This window comes from Clostridium frigoris (assembly GCF_018861865.1).
Classification (GTDB): domain Bacteria; phylum Bacillota; class Clostridia; order Clostridiales; family Clostridiaceae; genus Clostridium_AD; species Clostridium_AD frigoris.
The window spans coordinates 16,007-32,955 of record NZ_JAHLDV010000015.1 but is presented as its reverse complement, the minus strand read 5'-3'; the positions used below and the strand labels follow the sequence as shown (position 1 = coordinate 32,955).

14 protein-coding genes are annotated in these 16,949 nt (G+C 32.0%); 1 reads left to right on the top strand and 13 read right to left on the bottom strand.

All coding sequences use genetic code 11. The annotated features are described in order from the left end of the window. Positions 1–9: 9 nt before the first annotated feature. From KPL37_RS08815 to KPL37_RS08765, 11 genes are all read right to left on the bottom strand, one after another. Positions 10–1,233 (bottom strand): nucleotide sugar dehydrogenase, encoded by a 1,224-nt coding sequence (locus KPL37_RS08815; protein WP_216148219.1) that lies wholly within the window; start codon positions 1,231–1,233, stop codon positions 10–12. 28 nt (positions 1,234–1,261) lie between these two features. Next, entirely contained in the window at positions 1,262–3,106 is a 1,845-nt protein-coding gene (locus KPL37_RS08810) for a heparinase II/III domain-containing protein (protein ID WP_216148126.1), read from the bottom strand. Between the two features lie 62 nt (positions 3,107–3,168). Continuing rightward, positions 3,169–4,554 carry a glycosyltransferase family 4 protein gene (locus KPL37_RS08805; RefSeq protein ID WP_216148123.1) on the bottom strand — a complete coding sequence of 462 codons (1,386 nt, stop codon included), beginning with the start codon at positions 4,552–4,554 and terminating at the stop codon, positions 3,169–3,171. A 659-nt stretch (positions 4,555–5,213) separates the two neighbouring features. Continuing rightward, positions 5,214–5,573: a prepilin-type N-terminal cleavage/methylation domain-containing protein gene (locus tag KPL37_RS20070; protein WP_281418651.1), complete on the bottom strand. Its 360-nt coding sequence runs from the start codon at positions 5,571–5,573 to the stop codon at positions 5,214–5,216. Positions 5,574–5,748: 175 nt separating this feature from the next. Continuing rightward, positions 5,749–6,279, bottom strand: coding sequence for an antiterminator LoaP (loaP, locus tag KPL37_RS08795; protein WP_216148120.1), 531 nt, complete (start codon positions 6,277–6,279; stop codon positions 5,749–5,751). A gap of 22 nt (positions 6,280–6,301) precedes the next feature. Beyond that, positions 6,302–6,865: an acetyltransferase gene (locus tag KPL37_RS08790; RefSeq protein WP_216148117.1), complete on the bottom strand. Its 564-nt coding sequence runs from the start codon at positions 6,863–6,865 to the stop codon at positions 6,302–6,304. A 17-nt stretch (positions 6,866–6,882) separates the two neighbouring features. Then, positions 6,883–7,521 (bottom strand): sugar transferase, encoded by a 639-nt coding sequence (locus tag KPL37_RS08785; protein WP_216148114.1) that lies wholly within the window; start codon positions 7,519–7,521, stop codon positions 6,883–6,885. A gap of 27 nt (positions 7,522–7,548) precedes the next feature. Beyond that, positions 7,549–9,435 (bottom strand): polysaccharide biosynthesis protein, encoded by a 1,887-nt coding sequence (locus KPL37_RS08780; protein ID WP_216148111.1) that lies wholly within the window; start codon positions 9,433–9,435, stop codon positions 7,549–7,551. A 161-nt stretch (positions 9,436–9,596) separates the two neighbouring features. Beyond that, positions 9,597–10,328, bottom strand: a complete 732-nt coding sequence (locus KPL37_RS08775; protein WP_216148108.1) for a CpsD/CapB family tyrosine-protein kinase — start codon at positions 10,326–10,328, stop codon at positions 9,597–9,599. A gap of 21 nt (positions 10,329–10,349) precedes the next feature. After that, positions 10,350–11,129, bottom strand: coding sequence for a tyrosine-protein phosphatase (locus KPL37_RS08770; RefSeq protein WP_216148104.1), 780 nt, complete (start codon positions 11,127–11,129; stop codon positions 10,350–10,352). A 12-nt stretch (positions 11,130–11,141) separates the two neighbouring features. Next, complete coding sequence (locus KPL37_RS08765) at positions 11,142–11,837, bottom strand: YveK family protein (RefSeq protein ID WP_216148101.1); 696 nt, start codon at positions 11,835–11,837, stop codon at positions 11,142–11,144. Positions 11,838–12,184: 347 nt separating this feature from the next. Between KPL37_RS08765 and KPL37_RS08760 the strand changes: the two genes are divergently transcribed. Further along, positions 12,185–13,882 (top strand): PPC domain-containing protein, encoded by a 1,698-nt coding sequence (locus KPL37_RS08760; protein ID WP_216148099.1) that lies wholly within the window; start codon positions 12,185–12,187, stop codon positions 13,880–13,882. 58 nt (positions 13,883–13,940) lie between these two features. Here KPL37_RS08760 and KPL37_RS08755 read toward each other — a convergent pair whose 3' ends face one another. Both KPL37_RS08755 and KPL37_RS08750 read right to left on the bottom strand, forming a co-directional pair. After that, a complete protein-coding gene (locus tag KPL37_RS08755) occupies positions 13,941–15,644 on the bottom strand; it encodes an AAA family ATPase (protein WP_216148096.1) in 1,704 nt (567 codons plus the stop codon). A 296-nt stretch (positions 15,645–15,940) separates the two neighbouring features. Continuing rightward, positions 15,941–16,933, bottom strand: coding sequence for an RpnC/YadD family protein (locus KPL37_RS08750; protein ID WP_246578200.1), 993 nt, complete (start codon positions 16,931–16,933; stop codon positions 15,941–15,943). Positions 16,934–16,949 lie beyond the last annotated feature (16 nt).

Sequence of the window (16,949 nt, the reverse complement as noted above, 5' to 3'; positions counted from 1 at the left end):
CTCCTTTAATTACAATCTATATGTTCCTTCTAAATCGCAGATCTTTCTTGTGTCAAATACAACCTTGCCTTTTAGCATGTCCATATTATTCTTAATTTGAGCGTGCCCGACAAGCAGAACTACCATATCAATATCAGCAATGAACTTATCAAAATCATGGTATTGATTTGGTACAAGATCTCTCTTAACATTAGGGTCGTAAACCTTGATAACCCCACTTGAAAGGTGTCTCTCCATGCTCTCAATTATCTGAAGTGTCGGACTTTCACGCACATCATCAACATTCTCTTTGTATGTAAGACCATACAAGCCGACCTTTGCAACATCCATAATTCCGTTTTCCTTCATAATTTCATTAATTCTTTCAAGCACGAATTCCGGCATAGAGTCATTAATCTTACGAGCTGCAAGAATGATGTTTGCAAGTCCAGGATAGTCCCCAACCAAAAACCATGGATCAACAGAAATACAGTGACCACCTACACCAGGTCCTGGCTGCAATATATTAACACGCGGATGCATATTGGCTATTTTAATGATTTCATAAACGTCCATATTACCCAATCGACATATTTTTGTCAGTTCGTTAGCAAAAGCAATGTTAATATCGCGGAATGTATTTTCTACAATTTTTGTCATCTCAGCAGTACGAATATCAGTCACCACAATTTCACTTTGACAGAATGAAGAATATAATTCTTTAATTTTTTCCCCAACTTCATTATTGTCAGAGCCAATAGTACGTGAATTATGTTTTAACTCATACACCATATTGCCTGGAATAATTCTTTCTGGAGCATGCACAATATTGATATCATCTCCAATAGTAAATCCTTTAGCCTCAATTATAGGTCTTACGAATTTATCAATGGTTCCAGGAGAAATCGTTGATTCAATTACAACTGTTGCACCTTTGGGACAAACCTCCATAACATTTTCCACTGCACCTATAACATAGCAAGCATCAATTTTCTTGCTAATTTTATCATAAGGAGTTGGTACTGCTACTATATACACATCTGTACTAATATATTCAGTTGAAAATTTAATTTCTTTAGATACCGCTTCTTTAAATAACTCATCTAATCCATCCTCTTCGAAGGTAGTTTCACCTGATTGAAGTGTCTTTACAAGTTCCTTATTATAGTCTGTTCCAACTACTTCCACACCGTGGGAAGCAAACATCAATGCTGTTGGCAAACCGATGTACCCTAATCCTATAACGTTAATCATCATTTACCCCTCTCTTACTCTTCAATATTTATAGTAAAACTATAGAAGTCTTCATATTACATCTATGATTATTCATTTTACATCTAACAATGACGCAATTGATTTCTTCTTTTCTAAGGTAATATAAACTTCTATAGAACTTATGAATTTCTACATCACCAGAATCAATTTTAACAGTACATATCTTTTTTTCATCACTAAATAATTCAAATCCATATGTATTTACACTTACATCACAAGGTGTATGAAAGAAAAAACTGGAGCTATCACAACTACCAATTACTTCATCAACTATCTCATATCCTTGCTGTGTTTTAACTATCTGTCTTTTATGCTCATAGCCATTCTTTGAGATCATAGTACCCGTGAAACTTTTCTCATCATACTTAACATCTTTGCAGCTTGTCCAATCGTAAATTAAGAATGCGCCATGTTTATTCATCTGCTCTAAATTATCAATTTTTACTGTATTATGGCCGGACGTTGAGGTGAGCTCTTTTCCAAGATCACTGGCATATGAATAAGTTCCGCTATCACAGAATATATTAATGCCCTTATGCCATAAATCTATATGCAACTGATCCATATGTGCTGGTCTTGAGTTGAAATTCTGTAAACATGTCATCAAGAACCCATCATCATGACGTAGTGTATAAAATCCAGAATTATTAAATGCCGAGGCCTTCCTCTCGATATTATCTAATGCCAGGTCCTTACCATTGCAGAACCACAACATTTCTTCATCATAATCGCCCTGTACATATAGCCTTTTCTCCTCAACTTGAGCATAGACTGTATTGAGCACTGGTCTAAAGTCCCTGTATCCACAAGCCGTAACTGGAAATATTAGAGCTCCGTCATTAGAACCATAGTTTGGCACATCGCCGTTTTCAGCTTGAACCTGGTACATCAGAAGCACACTATTTTTTATTCTTTCTTTCTCGATAATATAAATACCTGTATTCTCTCCAATTTTATTTACACACTCTATAATTTGCAGAGTGAATCTTTGGTAATTGAACGAATATTGATTAAACCCACCATCTGGCAAAAATTGCTTAACTATTTCCTTATCAAGCAATTTATATCCTCTTCTGACTCCTGATCCATCCTGGCAACACCATGCACCAATAATAAGTCCACATATTTCGGAGAAGGTATGGTTATTCTTAATGCATTTGTGGGCATAGAAAAAATTGGCTAAGACCTTTTTATAGCATAATTCCACTATTTTTGTTACATTACTCTCATCCTCAACTGTAGTTAACCCCTCAGATTGAAATACCGTATAAGCCATCAGTGCATTTATCATTCTTAATGTGCATTCCTGCCCACACTTATAGTTTGCTCCGTATGGGTATGGATTGCTTTTCAACCACCCTTTAAGCTGTTGTGAAAATGCATTATAATATTTATTATCAGCTGTTATCAAATAAGCTCTGGTAAAATAAAAGAAATGAGTAAACCGTGAAGCTTCCCACACAACTTTTATATCCCCCCGTTCAGCATCAAAATCAGGTATACTATACCACTTTACATCTTTACTACTTTCAACACCTGTCAGCGGGCTATAATTCCATTTAATAGGATTCCCATAATCAAGCTCAATTGAAGAGAACCCTGTTATGATACCAACAGCTGCTTTATCAGCCACTGTTATTATTTCAGTTTTTTTCTCATCTGATATATTTTTTAAGAAGTCTTTTATCGTTAGGACATCAATATTAAAAATATTAAGTCTTTTAACATCTACTTTTTTTTCAAAAATCTTCTCTGTGGCTGGTATTGTTGTCATCATCTTCAGCTTTGCTGAATATAGTGAGCGATTTACTGTCCAATTTAAGCCATATTCAGTTAAAAGCGATTTAATCATAACAATACTTCACCTTCCTCAATTTAATTAATTTAACCTTCACTGCTGCTTCCTGCTTTCTATCACATACCTGCGGTATGGTCTTGTCCAGTTTTTCGTGCGTTTTCTTTTCTATTGAACGGCCACTCTAATATTTTTCTATAATGTAATGCCGTCTCTTTGCTCTCTACGCATTCTATTACATCTATTAATTTCGTTGTTAACACTTTATAATCAAAATCTTTAGCACCATTTCTCGCATTTAAACACAATTTTTCATATTGTTCTTTAGGCATATCACGCACCTTAAGTATTGCCTTGGACAGTTCTTCCTGTGTGCTTTTTTCTAAAGAAAGACCACACTTATATTTATCAAGAATGCAATATCCCATTTTCACAGTTGATATGACCGGCTTACCACTAGACATATATTCAAATAGCTTATTAGAACTATTTCCCCTTGTCCAATTATATTTTGTTTGTGAATAATTTAGTATATTGACAGACGACTTGCTTAAAATATATGGAATATATTTCTTTTCCACAAATCCCTTTATCTTTACATTAGTCAGTGCTTCATCCACTATTCTCTGTTTTAACGCCTCTACTTGATTGCCATCACCATAGATAAGAAATTGTATATCCTTTTCTTCTTTAAGTAACTTAGCGGCATCAATAATATTTCCAACATTATTTACAGTCCGAATTGCACCAGCGTATACTACATTAAATTTATCAGTTTCAAGATCTGGGTCATCTAACTTGTTTAAATCAATAGATTTAATGTAAGCATCTAAATCAACACCATTATTTATATAATGACATTTCTTCAAATCTATATCTCCACCATGGTCTGTATCCCAACCTTTTTCTTTTATATAGTCAGTGTCACCTTCCTTTGTGAATATTAGAGCATCGGCCTTCTTATAAATCCAGTGTTCACCTGCTGTTAAAAGCCTTCCAATTAAACTCTTCTCCTTCAAGTTGCTAACTGCAAATATGGCTTCAGGCCATAAATCACGTATCTCACATATGCATGGTACTTTATATTTCTTTGCGATTTGAATTCCAGCTATCATTGCCAGTGGCTGTGGACTTGAAGCAATTATTACATCAGGCTTGCCATGAATCTGTTCATATTTTTTCGTTATACCAAATAACCTAAAATAAAATGCAAGCATATTCTTAACTCTGGCAAATCTAGCAGATTTTGAGGAAGGTGTATTAATAAAAACAAAAGGAATACCAAATTTATCATTTGTTAAACATTTACGATTATCAGAAATTAAATTTCTATTCGAAAAATGCAAATATGATGCCGCAAATATCGTCATTTCTATGTTCCGATCCTTCATGTACTTTCCAAAATTATACGGCCTAATATGCCCATTAAGATTAGGCAATGTGGCGTAGTGATGGAATGTCCATATTTTTTTATTGTTTTCTATTAACTCTCTTTCTTCAGCCATATGTTATTCCCCCCATATTTCTTTTTTGTAATTTTCTATATATTGACTCCTACTTTTGACATCAACTGCCTGTCCAACCTTTCCCCCCCATTTAATCTATACCACATACTCACCTCGTACTACCATCCAATCATTTTCAAAACCCTACAACCGTTGCTACCACTACATTCTTATTTTTACCTATATATTCAAACCCATTAAAACAGGTTATTTATCCCTTATTTATATTTTATCAATTAACCTCAACCCGTTGATTTAACTACTTTCATCATCTTTCATCTAATCCATACAGCATACTCACTTCGAAATAATCATTTTATCCATAGTACATGCTCATGCTTGTCTATTACCATTCAATCAGAATCCCTAAATCCATTAGAAACTCTAGCTTTTCACAAAGTACAGTTTGTACAATAGACATGCTTGCTTTGATATTAATTTTAATTTTTTTTCTCATTTTCCTAGTAGCATAGAAATATTTCACACTTAAATTATCATCATAGCTTTTATGATTTTATCCAAACTGTATACTATAAAAGATGAGTATGCGGAATGGATAATTTACTACATATTGTGTATTTTCGATGTATTTTTTAGTTTTATACACTACATATTGTGGTTTGTCCAAAAAACATACTCACTTCGCCCTCACCATTCAATCACAGATATGGGACATCTCCACCATTATCATCCTCTTTAATATGTTCACTACACTGCACTTTCCCATCCACATAGGTTATAACTCCATGACTTGGGCATAAGTTTTTTCCATATCCCTGCAAAAACTGTTCAAAAACAGCATCAGTATCTTCTATGTCCTCTTTTTCCAAATATATTTCATACATTCTCTCTACCTGAACACAATTAACATTACATACTTTTTCTCTAGCTTCTCCTATATACCGAATATAACTTGGTACTGCTATAACAGCCAAAATTCCAATAATAGAAATCACTATTATAAGTTCAATCAACGTAAAACCTTTAGTTTTTAATATGGTCACATCACCTCTGTGCATGTTATTTTTGAAAGGGTATCCATTTAAATAATATCCATTTCACCATTTTCTAAACTAACATCACACAGATTTTTTGACCAAAAGGCATAGCTTCGCCATTCACACAAATCCCATTTATGCTACCACAGCCTTACTATAACCTCTTAATCTTTCTATGGGGCCGAAACACCCAAGTTCATCTTAAGATTTTGTCCACAACTTCAATACCAAGTTCTACTATTCTTTCTTCATTCATAAAGTTAAGACTTACCTTCGCTCTGCCTTTTCTACCATCCACTTTTACTATTTGACCTTCAATTCCCATCAAAGGCCCTTCAACTATTTTAACATCATCATTTTCCTTATATAACATAGAAATTCCAATGTTATTATCATCATTATCTATAAGTATCTTAAGTACCCTTAGTTCACTTTCATCCACCGTCAAAACTTCATTTTCGCTTGAAAGCAATTTTATTATTCCTGGTACTTTTTTTAATTTATAATAGGTTTCTATATTCATGATACCTTTTATCAAAACATAACCCGGAAACAACTTTCTTTTTACATTATGCCATTTCCCATTTTTTCTTTCTCTAAGTTCTCTTGTAGGAACAATAAACTTGTACTCATCTCCAACTTCTTTTTCAAGGATTTTTTTCACTTTTTCTTCTTGGTTTGTATTTACAAACAATACATACCACGCTTCTTGCTTTTTTAAATGCAAATGTAAACTCTCCTTTTTTTGTTCAAATCACCATTCCATCCTGTAATACAAATCCCTCTTTAAGGTTAGTTCCAGGTTTAACGCAAGCCCTAGCCCCAATATAAGATAATCTCCCTATCCTACACATTCCTCTAACCACAGCTCCACTACAAACATGTCCTCCATCATCAATAACACTATCATGGTCAACACAACTATTAATATTAATAATGCATCCCATGCCAATCTTAGCCCCCGTATTAATTACAGCTCCAGCAAGTATCACACTACCCTCGCCAATCTCACTATACTTACTAACGCTTGCTTTAGGGTGAATAATCACTGGGACTTTATATCCTATCTTTAATAGTTTATTAATCAATTCTAATCTTTTCTCATTGTCCCCAATACATACAATAGCATACTCATATTTCTTAGAATTTTTTTCATAATCATCCATCTTACCAATAATTCTACGCCCCAAAACCATATCTACATCAATTCTATCATCTAGGAAGTTTATGTCGTTCCATCTGCTTTCAAGTTCCGCAGTCTCTAACACCACTCTACCATGCCCACCAGCTCCGATTATAAGTAAATTCTTCATTCTAGCTCACCTCAACTTTATGCTGAAACATCATTTGATTTACTCTTTTGTTGTACACCATCGTGAAGTTGTTCCTCATCATCAAGAATACGCGTTCCTTCAAGAATTCCTTCTGCCCTTAAAACCTTAAACACTGTTCTAAATATTATTTTAGCATCAAATCTCAATGATTTATGGTCTAAATAATATACATCATGCCTTGTTTTCTCGTGATCATCATTATTATCCCTACCATTAATTTGAGCCCATCCAGTAACTCCTGGAAGTAATGTATGAACTTCTGCCTTTGTTCTTAGCTTCTTAAGTTCATATTGATTATATAGTGCAGGTCTTGGTCCTACAAAGGCCATATCCCCTTTAAGGATATTAATTATTTGTGGAAGTTCATCTATACTAGTTTTTCTTAATATCTTCCCAATTGCTGTTACATAACTTTTTGAGCCATCCAATTTATCTGTTGCAACGTTTGGAGTTCCAACTTTCATTGTCCTAAACTTATAAAATTTAAATAATTTATTATCCTTACCTATTCTCATCTGAGTAAAAAATATTGGTCCTTTTGAATTCAACTTTATTATTACTCCTACAATAATAAATAATGGTGATAATAATACTAGTAATACTAAACTAAATATAAGATTTGTAAATTTCCCCACAATATAGCCCCCCTAATTGTTTTGTAATTATTTTGTTGCTGTAGCTGCGCAGCTACTTGTAGATGCAATTTCTGCCAAAACTCTATTATAAGTTGGCACTATCTCCCCAATCTTTTCAATCAACCCTTCTACATCATCTTTCTCAATAACCCCTTCAAGTTCCCTCATCTTCTTCTTGATCTCACCTAAATCAGTAAACGTAGGCCTTCCTATAAATATCTTTTCATGTTTAGTGTTTGTAAGTCCTTCTTCACTCATTAAGAGTTCTTCATAAAGCTTTTCACCTGGGCGAAGTCCTGTAATTTCTATCTTTATATCTTTGTTTGGAATGAATCCTGAAAGTTTTATTAAATCCCAAGCCAAGTCATATATCTTAACAGGTTGTCCCATATCAAGAACAAATATTTCTCCACCCTGCGCATATGCACCAGATTGAAGTACTAATTGTGCAGCTTCGGGTATTGTCATAAAGAATCTTGTTATGTACTTATTCGTAAGTGTAACTGGTCCACCATGCTCTATTTGTTTTTTAAATAGTGGTATAACTGACCCATTACTTCCAAGAACATTACCAAATCTCACTGCTACAAAGTGTGTTTTACTTATTTTATCCATTGATTGTATAATCATTTCACACATTCTTTTAGTTGCACCCATAACACTTGTTGGATTTACCGCTTTATCTGTAGATATCATAACAAATCTTTCTACATTAAACTTATGTGCACACTCAGCTACATTATATGTACCAAATACATTGTTTTTTATAGCCTCCATTGGGCTAACTTCCATTAGTGGAACATGTTTATGCGCCGCAGCATGAAAAACTATATCTGGTGAATACTTTTGAAAAACATCTTCAAGTCTATCCTTATCCCTAACTGATCCTATAAGCACCAATAAATTGAGCTTTGGATACTTATACTCAAGTTCCATTTGTAGGTCATAAGCATTGTTTTCATATATATCAAAAACAATTAATTGTTTCGGTTCGAATTTTATAATTTGTCGACATAATTCTGAACCAATGGAACCACCGCCACCTGTTACTAAGATTGTTTTATTAGTTATATAACTTGTTATTCCCTGCATATCCAGCTTAACTGCTTTACGTCCTAGTAAATCCTCAATCTCAACTTTTCGAATTTGATTTAATGAAACTTTCCCATTTATTATTTCATACATACCTGGGATAATTTCTATATTACAATTTGTTTTCTTACATATCTCGAGTATTTGTTTTTTATCTTCATCGTCTATTGTTGGAATAGCTATAAGGATTGTTTCTATGTCCTTTTCTACCACTATTCTAGGGATATCTTTTCGATTTCCAAGTACCTTTACTCCCACAATACTATTTCCTTTTTTGTAGGTTTCATCATCAATTACAACAATTGGTATATACTTACTCTGACTACTACTTTTCATTTCTTTTATAACCATAGCTGCAGCTGAGCCTGCACCAATTATCATTACTCTAGATTGGACAATTTTACTTGCATTACAATTTACCATGCTTTCAAATCTACCGTAAACTCTAAATGACATTCTAAACCCGACTATAAAAATAATACTAAAAGCACAAGCTATTATACTTACTCCATAAGCAAATGGATGTTTAATAATTCTAACAAAGGCAATCATCACAATATTAGAAGTAAGGCATGCACCAATAATAAGCATAAATTCATCAATACTTGCATATCTCCAAAGACTTTCGTAAAGCTTAAAGAGATAAAAACAAGTTATATAAATAACTGTTACAATTAATGCTATCTCTTTGTAATCATTTGAATAAAACTTAAAATTTTTATAATTATACCTAAAATAGAAAGCTAATATATATGCTAAGTTTATTAAAACTGCATCGCTTAAGATCAATATTGGTTTTTTCCATTTTCCTAAAACTTTCATATTATCCCCCATTTTCCAACTATACTAAAACCTAAAATTATTATACAATATTTTCACTTTTATTACAGATTTTTCGTTCTACATTTTTGTTTACTAATAGACATTCGCTTGTCTTTTCTTTACATTTATTTTGTGTAATTCAATTTTTTTAAAAATACATTCTAAAATTGTTTTGCTTTAGTTCTAATTTTATCCCCTTTTCCGCGTGCTCCATACTCATATTGATAGTTATAATAACCTTTCTTTTTTATTTCCACTTTGTTAAGTACTGTCCCTAGTATTTTTGCGTTTACCTTTTCAAGAAGCCCTTTAGCTTTTATAGCCGCATCACGTTCTGATTCCCCTGACGCAACAACTAAAAGGCAACCATCCGTATACTGAGCTAGTATTTGTGCATCTGTAACTAGTATTATTGGAGGAGTATCTAAGATTATATAATCATATGTTTTTTTTAGCTCCTCAATGAAATTCTTCATTTTAGCAGATCCTAAAAGTTCTGCTGGGTTTGGTGGCCTTGTACCTGAAGTTAAAACATGCAAATTTTTCTGCACCGTTTCATGAATACCTATATTTGTATTTACTTCATCTTTATCTTCATCATTTACTAGCATATTAGATAATCCCTTTTCGTTAGAAAGTCCAAAAACCTTATGTACCTGTGGTTTTCTTTGATCACAATCTATCAACAAGGTCTTATTACCACCTTGAGCCATTACCATAGCTAAATTTGAAGAAATTGTAGTTTTTCCTTCTCCTGGTCCTGAACTAGTTAGAAGTAACGTTCTAATCTTTTTATCAAAAGATGAGAATTGAATATTAGTCCTAAGAGTTCTATACGACTCTGACATTGGTGAATTAGGTTCTTTAAATGTTATTAAGTCTAAATCTTTCATTTGATTCACTACCTTTACATATTATTTATTGTATTGATGCTTGAATATCTGGAATATACTTTTCTTTTTCTTTATTATCTGTTTATTTGCTTCTATATCCTTATCTAATAACATCAGTTCTAAATTTTTTGATACCTTTTTTTCTATATCCTTATCTAACATTTCTGCTTGCCTAAATCCATCCTTAAGGCCTGGACACCTTCTATTAATAGAATGTGCATCCGATGCAATAAAGTTTGCAAGGTTTTCTCTCACAAGTAGCTTTGCACAACTCTGAACTTTTTTTCCAAATATTCCTTGCAAGCTTCCAGCATTAATTTGAAACAAACACCCCTCGTTTATAAAATCATTCATAGCAATTGGCGATTTAATTATGTATTCATACCTTTCTGGATGTGCAAGTATAGGTTTAATATTAAGAACCTTTAACTCATAAATTAAATCCATAGCATCTTTTGGCAATTGCTCCATTGGAAATTCAATAAGCAGGTAACTTGTCCCATTTATTCCTTTTAATATCCCCTCTTTGCACAGCTTTAGTGAATGTTTTTCAAGCATTATTTCTTGTCCTAGTAGCACTTCTATCTTTAAACCCTCATTGGCAGCTGCAAGCTTTAATTCTTGATGCAGTGCAAAAATATTTTCATAATGATTTTCATATCTGCCCCTTATATAATGTGGAGTAGCTACAATAGTTTTGGTGCCGCTTGCCTGTGCAATTTTTAGCATCTTGATGCTCGTTTCCATATCTTTTGAGCCATCATCAATACCTGGTAGTATATGACTATGTATATCAATCACCCTAGCACCTTCTTACTTTTTATCTTCTATAATTCTAGGTATTACGCCTAGTACTGGTAATCCTAAGTATTTATCTACATCATTTTCTGTCTTTATAGTGTTATCCATGTATTCAAGAAGGAACACAATTCCAAGTGATATCATAAGTCCGAGGAAAAATGCAATAGCCATGTTTAATTTCTTATTAGGGCTAATAGCGTTAATTGGAATAACTGCCTTATCCATTACCTGTATATCCCCACCCGTAGGATAAACCTTTTTTGTAGCTTCTATAAAGGAAGTAGAAACGGCATTTACAACATTAAATACGTCCTGCGGATTTTTACCCTTAGCTGAAATCATTAAAATCTGAGTTCCAGTTTTTGGAGTAACTGTAATTCCACCTTTAATCTGATCTATTGTTAAATTACCCTTCAATATATCAAGGGCACCACGCGCTACTAAATCAGACTTAGCAATTTCACTATATGTTACAAGTAAGTTTTGATACATAGTTACATCACTATTTAATTGTTGGTTTTGTCTGTCAGTAGCTTGTGGCTTACCAACTATTATACTTGTACTTGCCTCATAGGTTGGTTTAATAACAAAAAAGCTTAGTATACCCGCAATCATTACAGTTGCAAGCGTTATAGTACCTATTAACCATAATTTTTCTTTTATTATTACGAGATAATCTTCAATACTAACATTCATTTCTTCATCCATTTGTAGTTCCCCCTAGTAAAAGTTCATATATCCATATTATATTATTATTTACTACTTAGGCAAATAATACCTTTGTATAAAATAACGTAGTTCTATATATCTTTGTCTCTTACACTTATATAACGTCTATTACTACAATATAGTTGCACTTTTTCTAATATTTTATGATTATATTTTACTTAAGGGTTTCAGTGAGGTAATAACTTACATTGAATCATAATATATTTAAATAAGACTAATAAGATGTATTATAGTTTAAATATTCTAAAAAAGGAAAATAACCATTTATGTTGAATTATATATGTAGGGTTTATAAAAAACTCACTACATTATAGGGGGCTCACAAATTGCGTAAAAAAATTATTACATCATTATTTTTATTAACATTTCTGATAGTGCAAATTATAGCACCAACTAATATTGCCAATGCAGCTACTATCCAAACACTTACTTTCGGCAGCACCTTTACAAGCGACATTGTTTCCTCTAGTGACGAAGATATATACAAAATCGTACTTCCCACCTCTGGCAGCATCAATATCAAAATGACTTCATCAAATAACAAAGTGAATTTAAATTTAAAGGATGATAATGGAAAACAAGTATTATCTTATTATCCGGGTATTGGAAATGATACTGCATCTACAACATTGTCTTTGCCTGTTGATTTAGACGCAGGTACTTATTATTTTACTGTTATAAAATACAGCTCAGAAACTGTACACTATAGTCTTGGAGTTGACTTTACTGGGGTTTATACCAATGATGTAGAACCTAACAATACTACATTAACAGCGCAACCATTGACTTTAAATTCTGATCCACTCATAGGATATATATCCTCTGGTGATGACCAGGATACATATAAAATTGTACTCCCAATCGCTGGTCGAATCGATGTCAAAATGATTTCATCAGTCTATGGAGTAAATTTAAATTTAAATGATATTGATGGCAAAGAAGTTTTTTCTAATTATATAGGTTCGGGATCTGAACAATCTCCAAAGACTTGGTCCGAGCTTGTGGATTTAGAAGCAGGTACTTATTATTTAAGTGTTTTAAAACAAAGCTCTGGCCTATTAAACAATAATTCAAATACGGGTAAATATTCTCTTGGAGTTAATTATACCCCTGTATATAACGATGATGTAGAGCCTAACAACGGCACCTTAACTGCACAACCATTGAATTTAAATTCTAATCCAATCATTGGATTTATATCATCTAATGATGACCAAAACACCTACAAAATAGTACTTCCTTTAGATGGTAAAATCAATATAAAAATGGTTTCATCCATTTATGAAGTAAATGTAAAATTAATGAATGAAGATGGCAATCAAATATTTTCATTACTCCCACGTTACGGATCGGTTGAAAGTCCTAAAACATGGTCTTTGCCTGTTTATTTAAAATCAGGTACTTATTATTTTAGTGTTTCGAAAAAAAATCTACTACTTTTAAACAATAATTTAAACACTGGAAAATATACTCTTGAAGTTACAGCAGATGGACAACCAGCACAATCAACAATACCAGTTTCGACTATGCCTACAAGTACAGATGCGATTACAATTTCAAACAATCCAGTAGGAACCTTGGATGTTGTAACTTTAAAAAATTATATGTTCACAGATGGTGATAGAGTAACTATATATGAGGACGCTTTTTCTCAAAAAAAATTAGGAAACTGCACTATAAATTCATCCCAATATATAACTACAATAAATCCCACTGAGCAATTAGCAAAGGCCGGTGGTTATGTATATGTAACAGTAACAAGCTTATACAAAACCGAAAGTACAAGACTTGGAATTTACTATAATAAAGAAGCAACTTATAATTCGGCGGATTTAAATGTTATGCCTAACGGAACTGTTTTAATAGGTAATAAATCTTATAGCCTTGAATATGCTAACAATTCAGCTAATAGCGCCGAAATCAATAATGCAATAGTAAATGGTGGTGCAATTTATGTTAAAGATTACTCGGGAAATTGGATAGATAATCTTACAGGTAAAACTGTAGACTCAAGTAGTATATAACATATACCCCAGGGTTTCAGGGTCAATAAAAAAAACGGCTAGACTGATTTATATCAGTTTAGTCGTTTTTATTTACAGTATAAATATCTTTTTTACCTACAACAATGATTAACACTTTCTTTAATCCTTCTTTTTCCAATTCTTCTTGAACCATCTTACTTTCCCCATACATTTGAAGTTGTTTTAGCCCTTGCTCCTTTACCTTTTCTAAAGTATTTCTATCACTCTCTTTTATATATTTTAATTCTATAATCCATTCAAATTTAGTTATATCCTTAAGCTGTATTTTTCTTCTAAGCATTAAATCTACATAGCCTTTATTATTTTCATCTTCGCTCCTTATAAAATAAGTATTGTCTACAGCAAGAAGCGTAAGAAACATCATCTTTATATTTTTCTCATCCATTTGCATAAGATCTCTATTGGATAAACTTTCGAGTATTCCTTTAACTATTTCTATTAAAGGCTGAATATCACCATGCATTCTCATTTCATTTACTGCAATTCTAATGTTTTGAATTTCAATATTATAATCTTCACTTATTTTGTCAAAATATTGCTCCCAATAAATTGTTCTTATTACATAGTTAGGTATCTTTAATACCGTTCCAAGAGGTCCCTGCTCTTTTATAGTAAGCATTCCTAAATAAAATAATAGGGATTTAAAATTTTCTTTTTCACTGTACATAGTATGAATATTAAATCTATCCACAAGAATTGTTGTTGTTTCACCAGTAGACATTATTTCGTTTAAAGCTTCTTTATCATTAAAATTATATGCTAGCTGATTAATTTTACCATAATCTATTTTAACATTACTATCTATCATTTGTTGTGGATACCTACTATATACTAAAAAAGCATCAAGAAAATACATAACCATAACTGGATTACAAACCGCTTCACAAGTTTGGTTAAATTTATATCCACCATAATACTCATTCATATCATTACATATCTTTTCACTAAGTTCGTAATTAGGCAAATCAACTTGATCCATAATACATGAAAGTTCATCATGTGAAAAACCAAGCATACTATTAAGCTTTTCATCTAAAGTATAGTTTCTAATTATGTTAAAGTCACTGGCTAGATCATCTAGCATTATAGGACTTACACCTGTAATATATACCCTTTGAAAGCTATCAGTTGTAGCACGCTTTAATGCCCTATAAAAAGCTTTCAGAAAACCCTCTCCAGGTCGTAAAATATTTTTATAAATATTTTGCTTGCCTCCAGTGATTAATTCATTCACAAAGTTATCATATTCATCTATAAGAACAAATACCTGTTTATTCTTCAGTTTACAAAGTATATTTATATGGTCTACTACCATTTCCGCGCTTAATTCTTCCAAATACAACTTATTTTCCCCTAATAAATCTTGGTATCTAATTATAAATTCTTTAGCTGAAGATCTAACCTTAAAATTAAAACTTTTTCTTAAATTTTCTTCACCATGTCCAGCATCCACTCCTGCAAAACTGATTTTCCAGACAAGAAAATCACTTCTCTCCTCAGTTGGATTTTTGCCTATATATAAATCACCAAATAACTTTTTAAATTTATCCTTTTTATTTATATCGTAATAATTCTCAAGCATTGATATAAATAAACTTTTTCCAAACCTTCTAGGTCTTATAAAAAATTGATACGGCGCATATTTTTCTAATATATCTATATAAGACGTTTTATCTACGTAAAGATAATTTTTTTCTCTTAAAACTTCAAAATTAGAAATGCCATAAGGTATTCTCTTCATATAAGACCACTCCTCATATTCATTCTATATATTTAATATTACCATTTTCCTGTAGAATAATATACCCAGCAACCTAAATTTTTAATCTTTAACGATATTTCAGAAGGAAAGTCTCCCACTTCTATAAGTTAGAGTTAACTACCCTAGCAAAAATAAAACTTCAGTAATAGTATAAATCTCCTTCTGAAGTCGTCAATGCAGCTCCTCAGGAGATGATTTAACCTAAAAACGACTAGACTGATTTAGATCAGTTTAGTCGTTTTTATTTACAGTATAATATTATAACTGGCTTCCTTCTACTGAATATTATTTTTTACTACAGCCTTCACATATTCAACATCTAAATCATTTATCTCTGCAATATACTCTATAGAAAGACCTTTACTATACTGCTTAAGTATTAGTTTTTCTATCCCTTTTTCCATTCCTTCTTCTCTTCCTTTTTCTATTCCTTTTTCTATTCCCCTTTGTTCTACAGCTGGATCATACAAAGTCTTAGTCATACTACGCACCTCCTCATTTAATTTTACATCCTCACCATATTTAGTATTCAAATATTCAAATAAATTTGCTACTGCTAATAATATTCTGTGTAAGTCATCACCGTCTATTTCCCCACTATTAAATAATTGACTTCCCTCTTTAGATATTACTTCTGATATCTTTTTTGCTTCCATTATAGTTTCTTTAAGTTCAAAACTTCCTTCGCCATGTTTATTTTTTACTTGTTCCATTTTATACCTAAGTTTGAATACCTGGAGTGGCAGTAGTGGATACATTTTATCCTGCATAATGTCTATATCACTATATTCCCAATATTTCATTGTTGGCACAGTATATTTTATTTCTTGCCCATCAGGGAAAATCAATTTCATTTTCAATTCATCTTTAATATTCCTGTTTTGCTCTACAAATATCACTAATTGCTTTGGAATATAAATAACTGTTTCTCCTACATTCCCATAATTCTTTGCTAATTCTTTTGCTTTTTTAAACCCATATTCAAACATTCTTATTACCATTGTTGAATCATTTTTTGTTTGTAGTTCTATGTGATAATGGTATGGTTTATTTCCCTTAGAAATCTTTAAGAATAAATCTCCCCTTATTATGTCGTAATCATCAGAAACAAATTCATTATTTTCAAACGTTATTTCTGCCATCTTTACATCAAAATTTTCTTTAAACAGACTGTTCATCATTGTAATTAGTACTTTCTTTGATACTGCGAATAGTGATTTTAGTATCTCATCTAACTTTACTCGTTGTTCATCTTTAGTATTTATCAACTATCTCGCCTACTTT

Coding starts and splice junctions, on each gene's coding strand:
- KPL37_RS08775 (WP_216148108.1), bottom strand. CDS start 10,328: ATGAAAGATTTAGACTTAATAACATTTAAAGAACCTAATTCACCAATG.
- KPL37_RS08805 (WP_216148123.1), bottom strand. CDS start 4,554: ATGGCTGAAGAAAGAGAGTTAATAGAAAACAATAAAAAAATATGGACA.
- KPL37_RS08765 (WP_216148101.1), bottom strand. CDS start 11,837: ATGGATGAAGAAATGAATGTTAGTATTGAAGATTATCTCGTAATAATA.
- KPL37_RS08815 (WP_216148219.1), bottom strand. CDS start 1,233: ATGATTAACGTTATAGGATTAGGGTACATCGGTTTGCCAACAGCATTG.
- KPL37_RS08780 (WP_216148111.1), bottom strand. CDS start 9,435: ATGAAAGTTTTAGGAAAATGGAAAAAACCAATATTGATCTTAAGCGAT.
- KPL37_RS20070 (WP_281418651.1), bottom strand. CDS start 5,573: ATGCACAGAGGTGATGTGACCATATTAAAAACTAAAGGTTTTACGTTG.
- KPL37_RS08810 (WP_216148126.1), bottom strand. CDS start 3,106: ATGATTAAATCGCTTTTAACTGAATATGGCTTAAATTGGACAGTAAAT.
- KPL37_RS08790 (WP_216148117.1), bottom strand. CDS start 6,865: ATGAAGAATTTACTTATAATCGGAGCTGGTGGGCATGGTAGAGTGGTG.
- KPL37_RS08755 (WP_216148096.1), bottom strand. CDS start 15,644: ATGAAGAGAATACCTTATGGCATTTCTAATTTTGAAGTTTTAAGAGAA.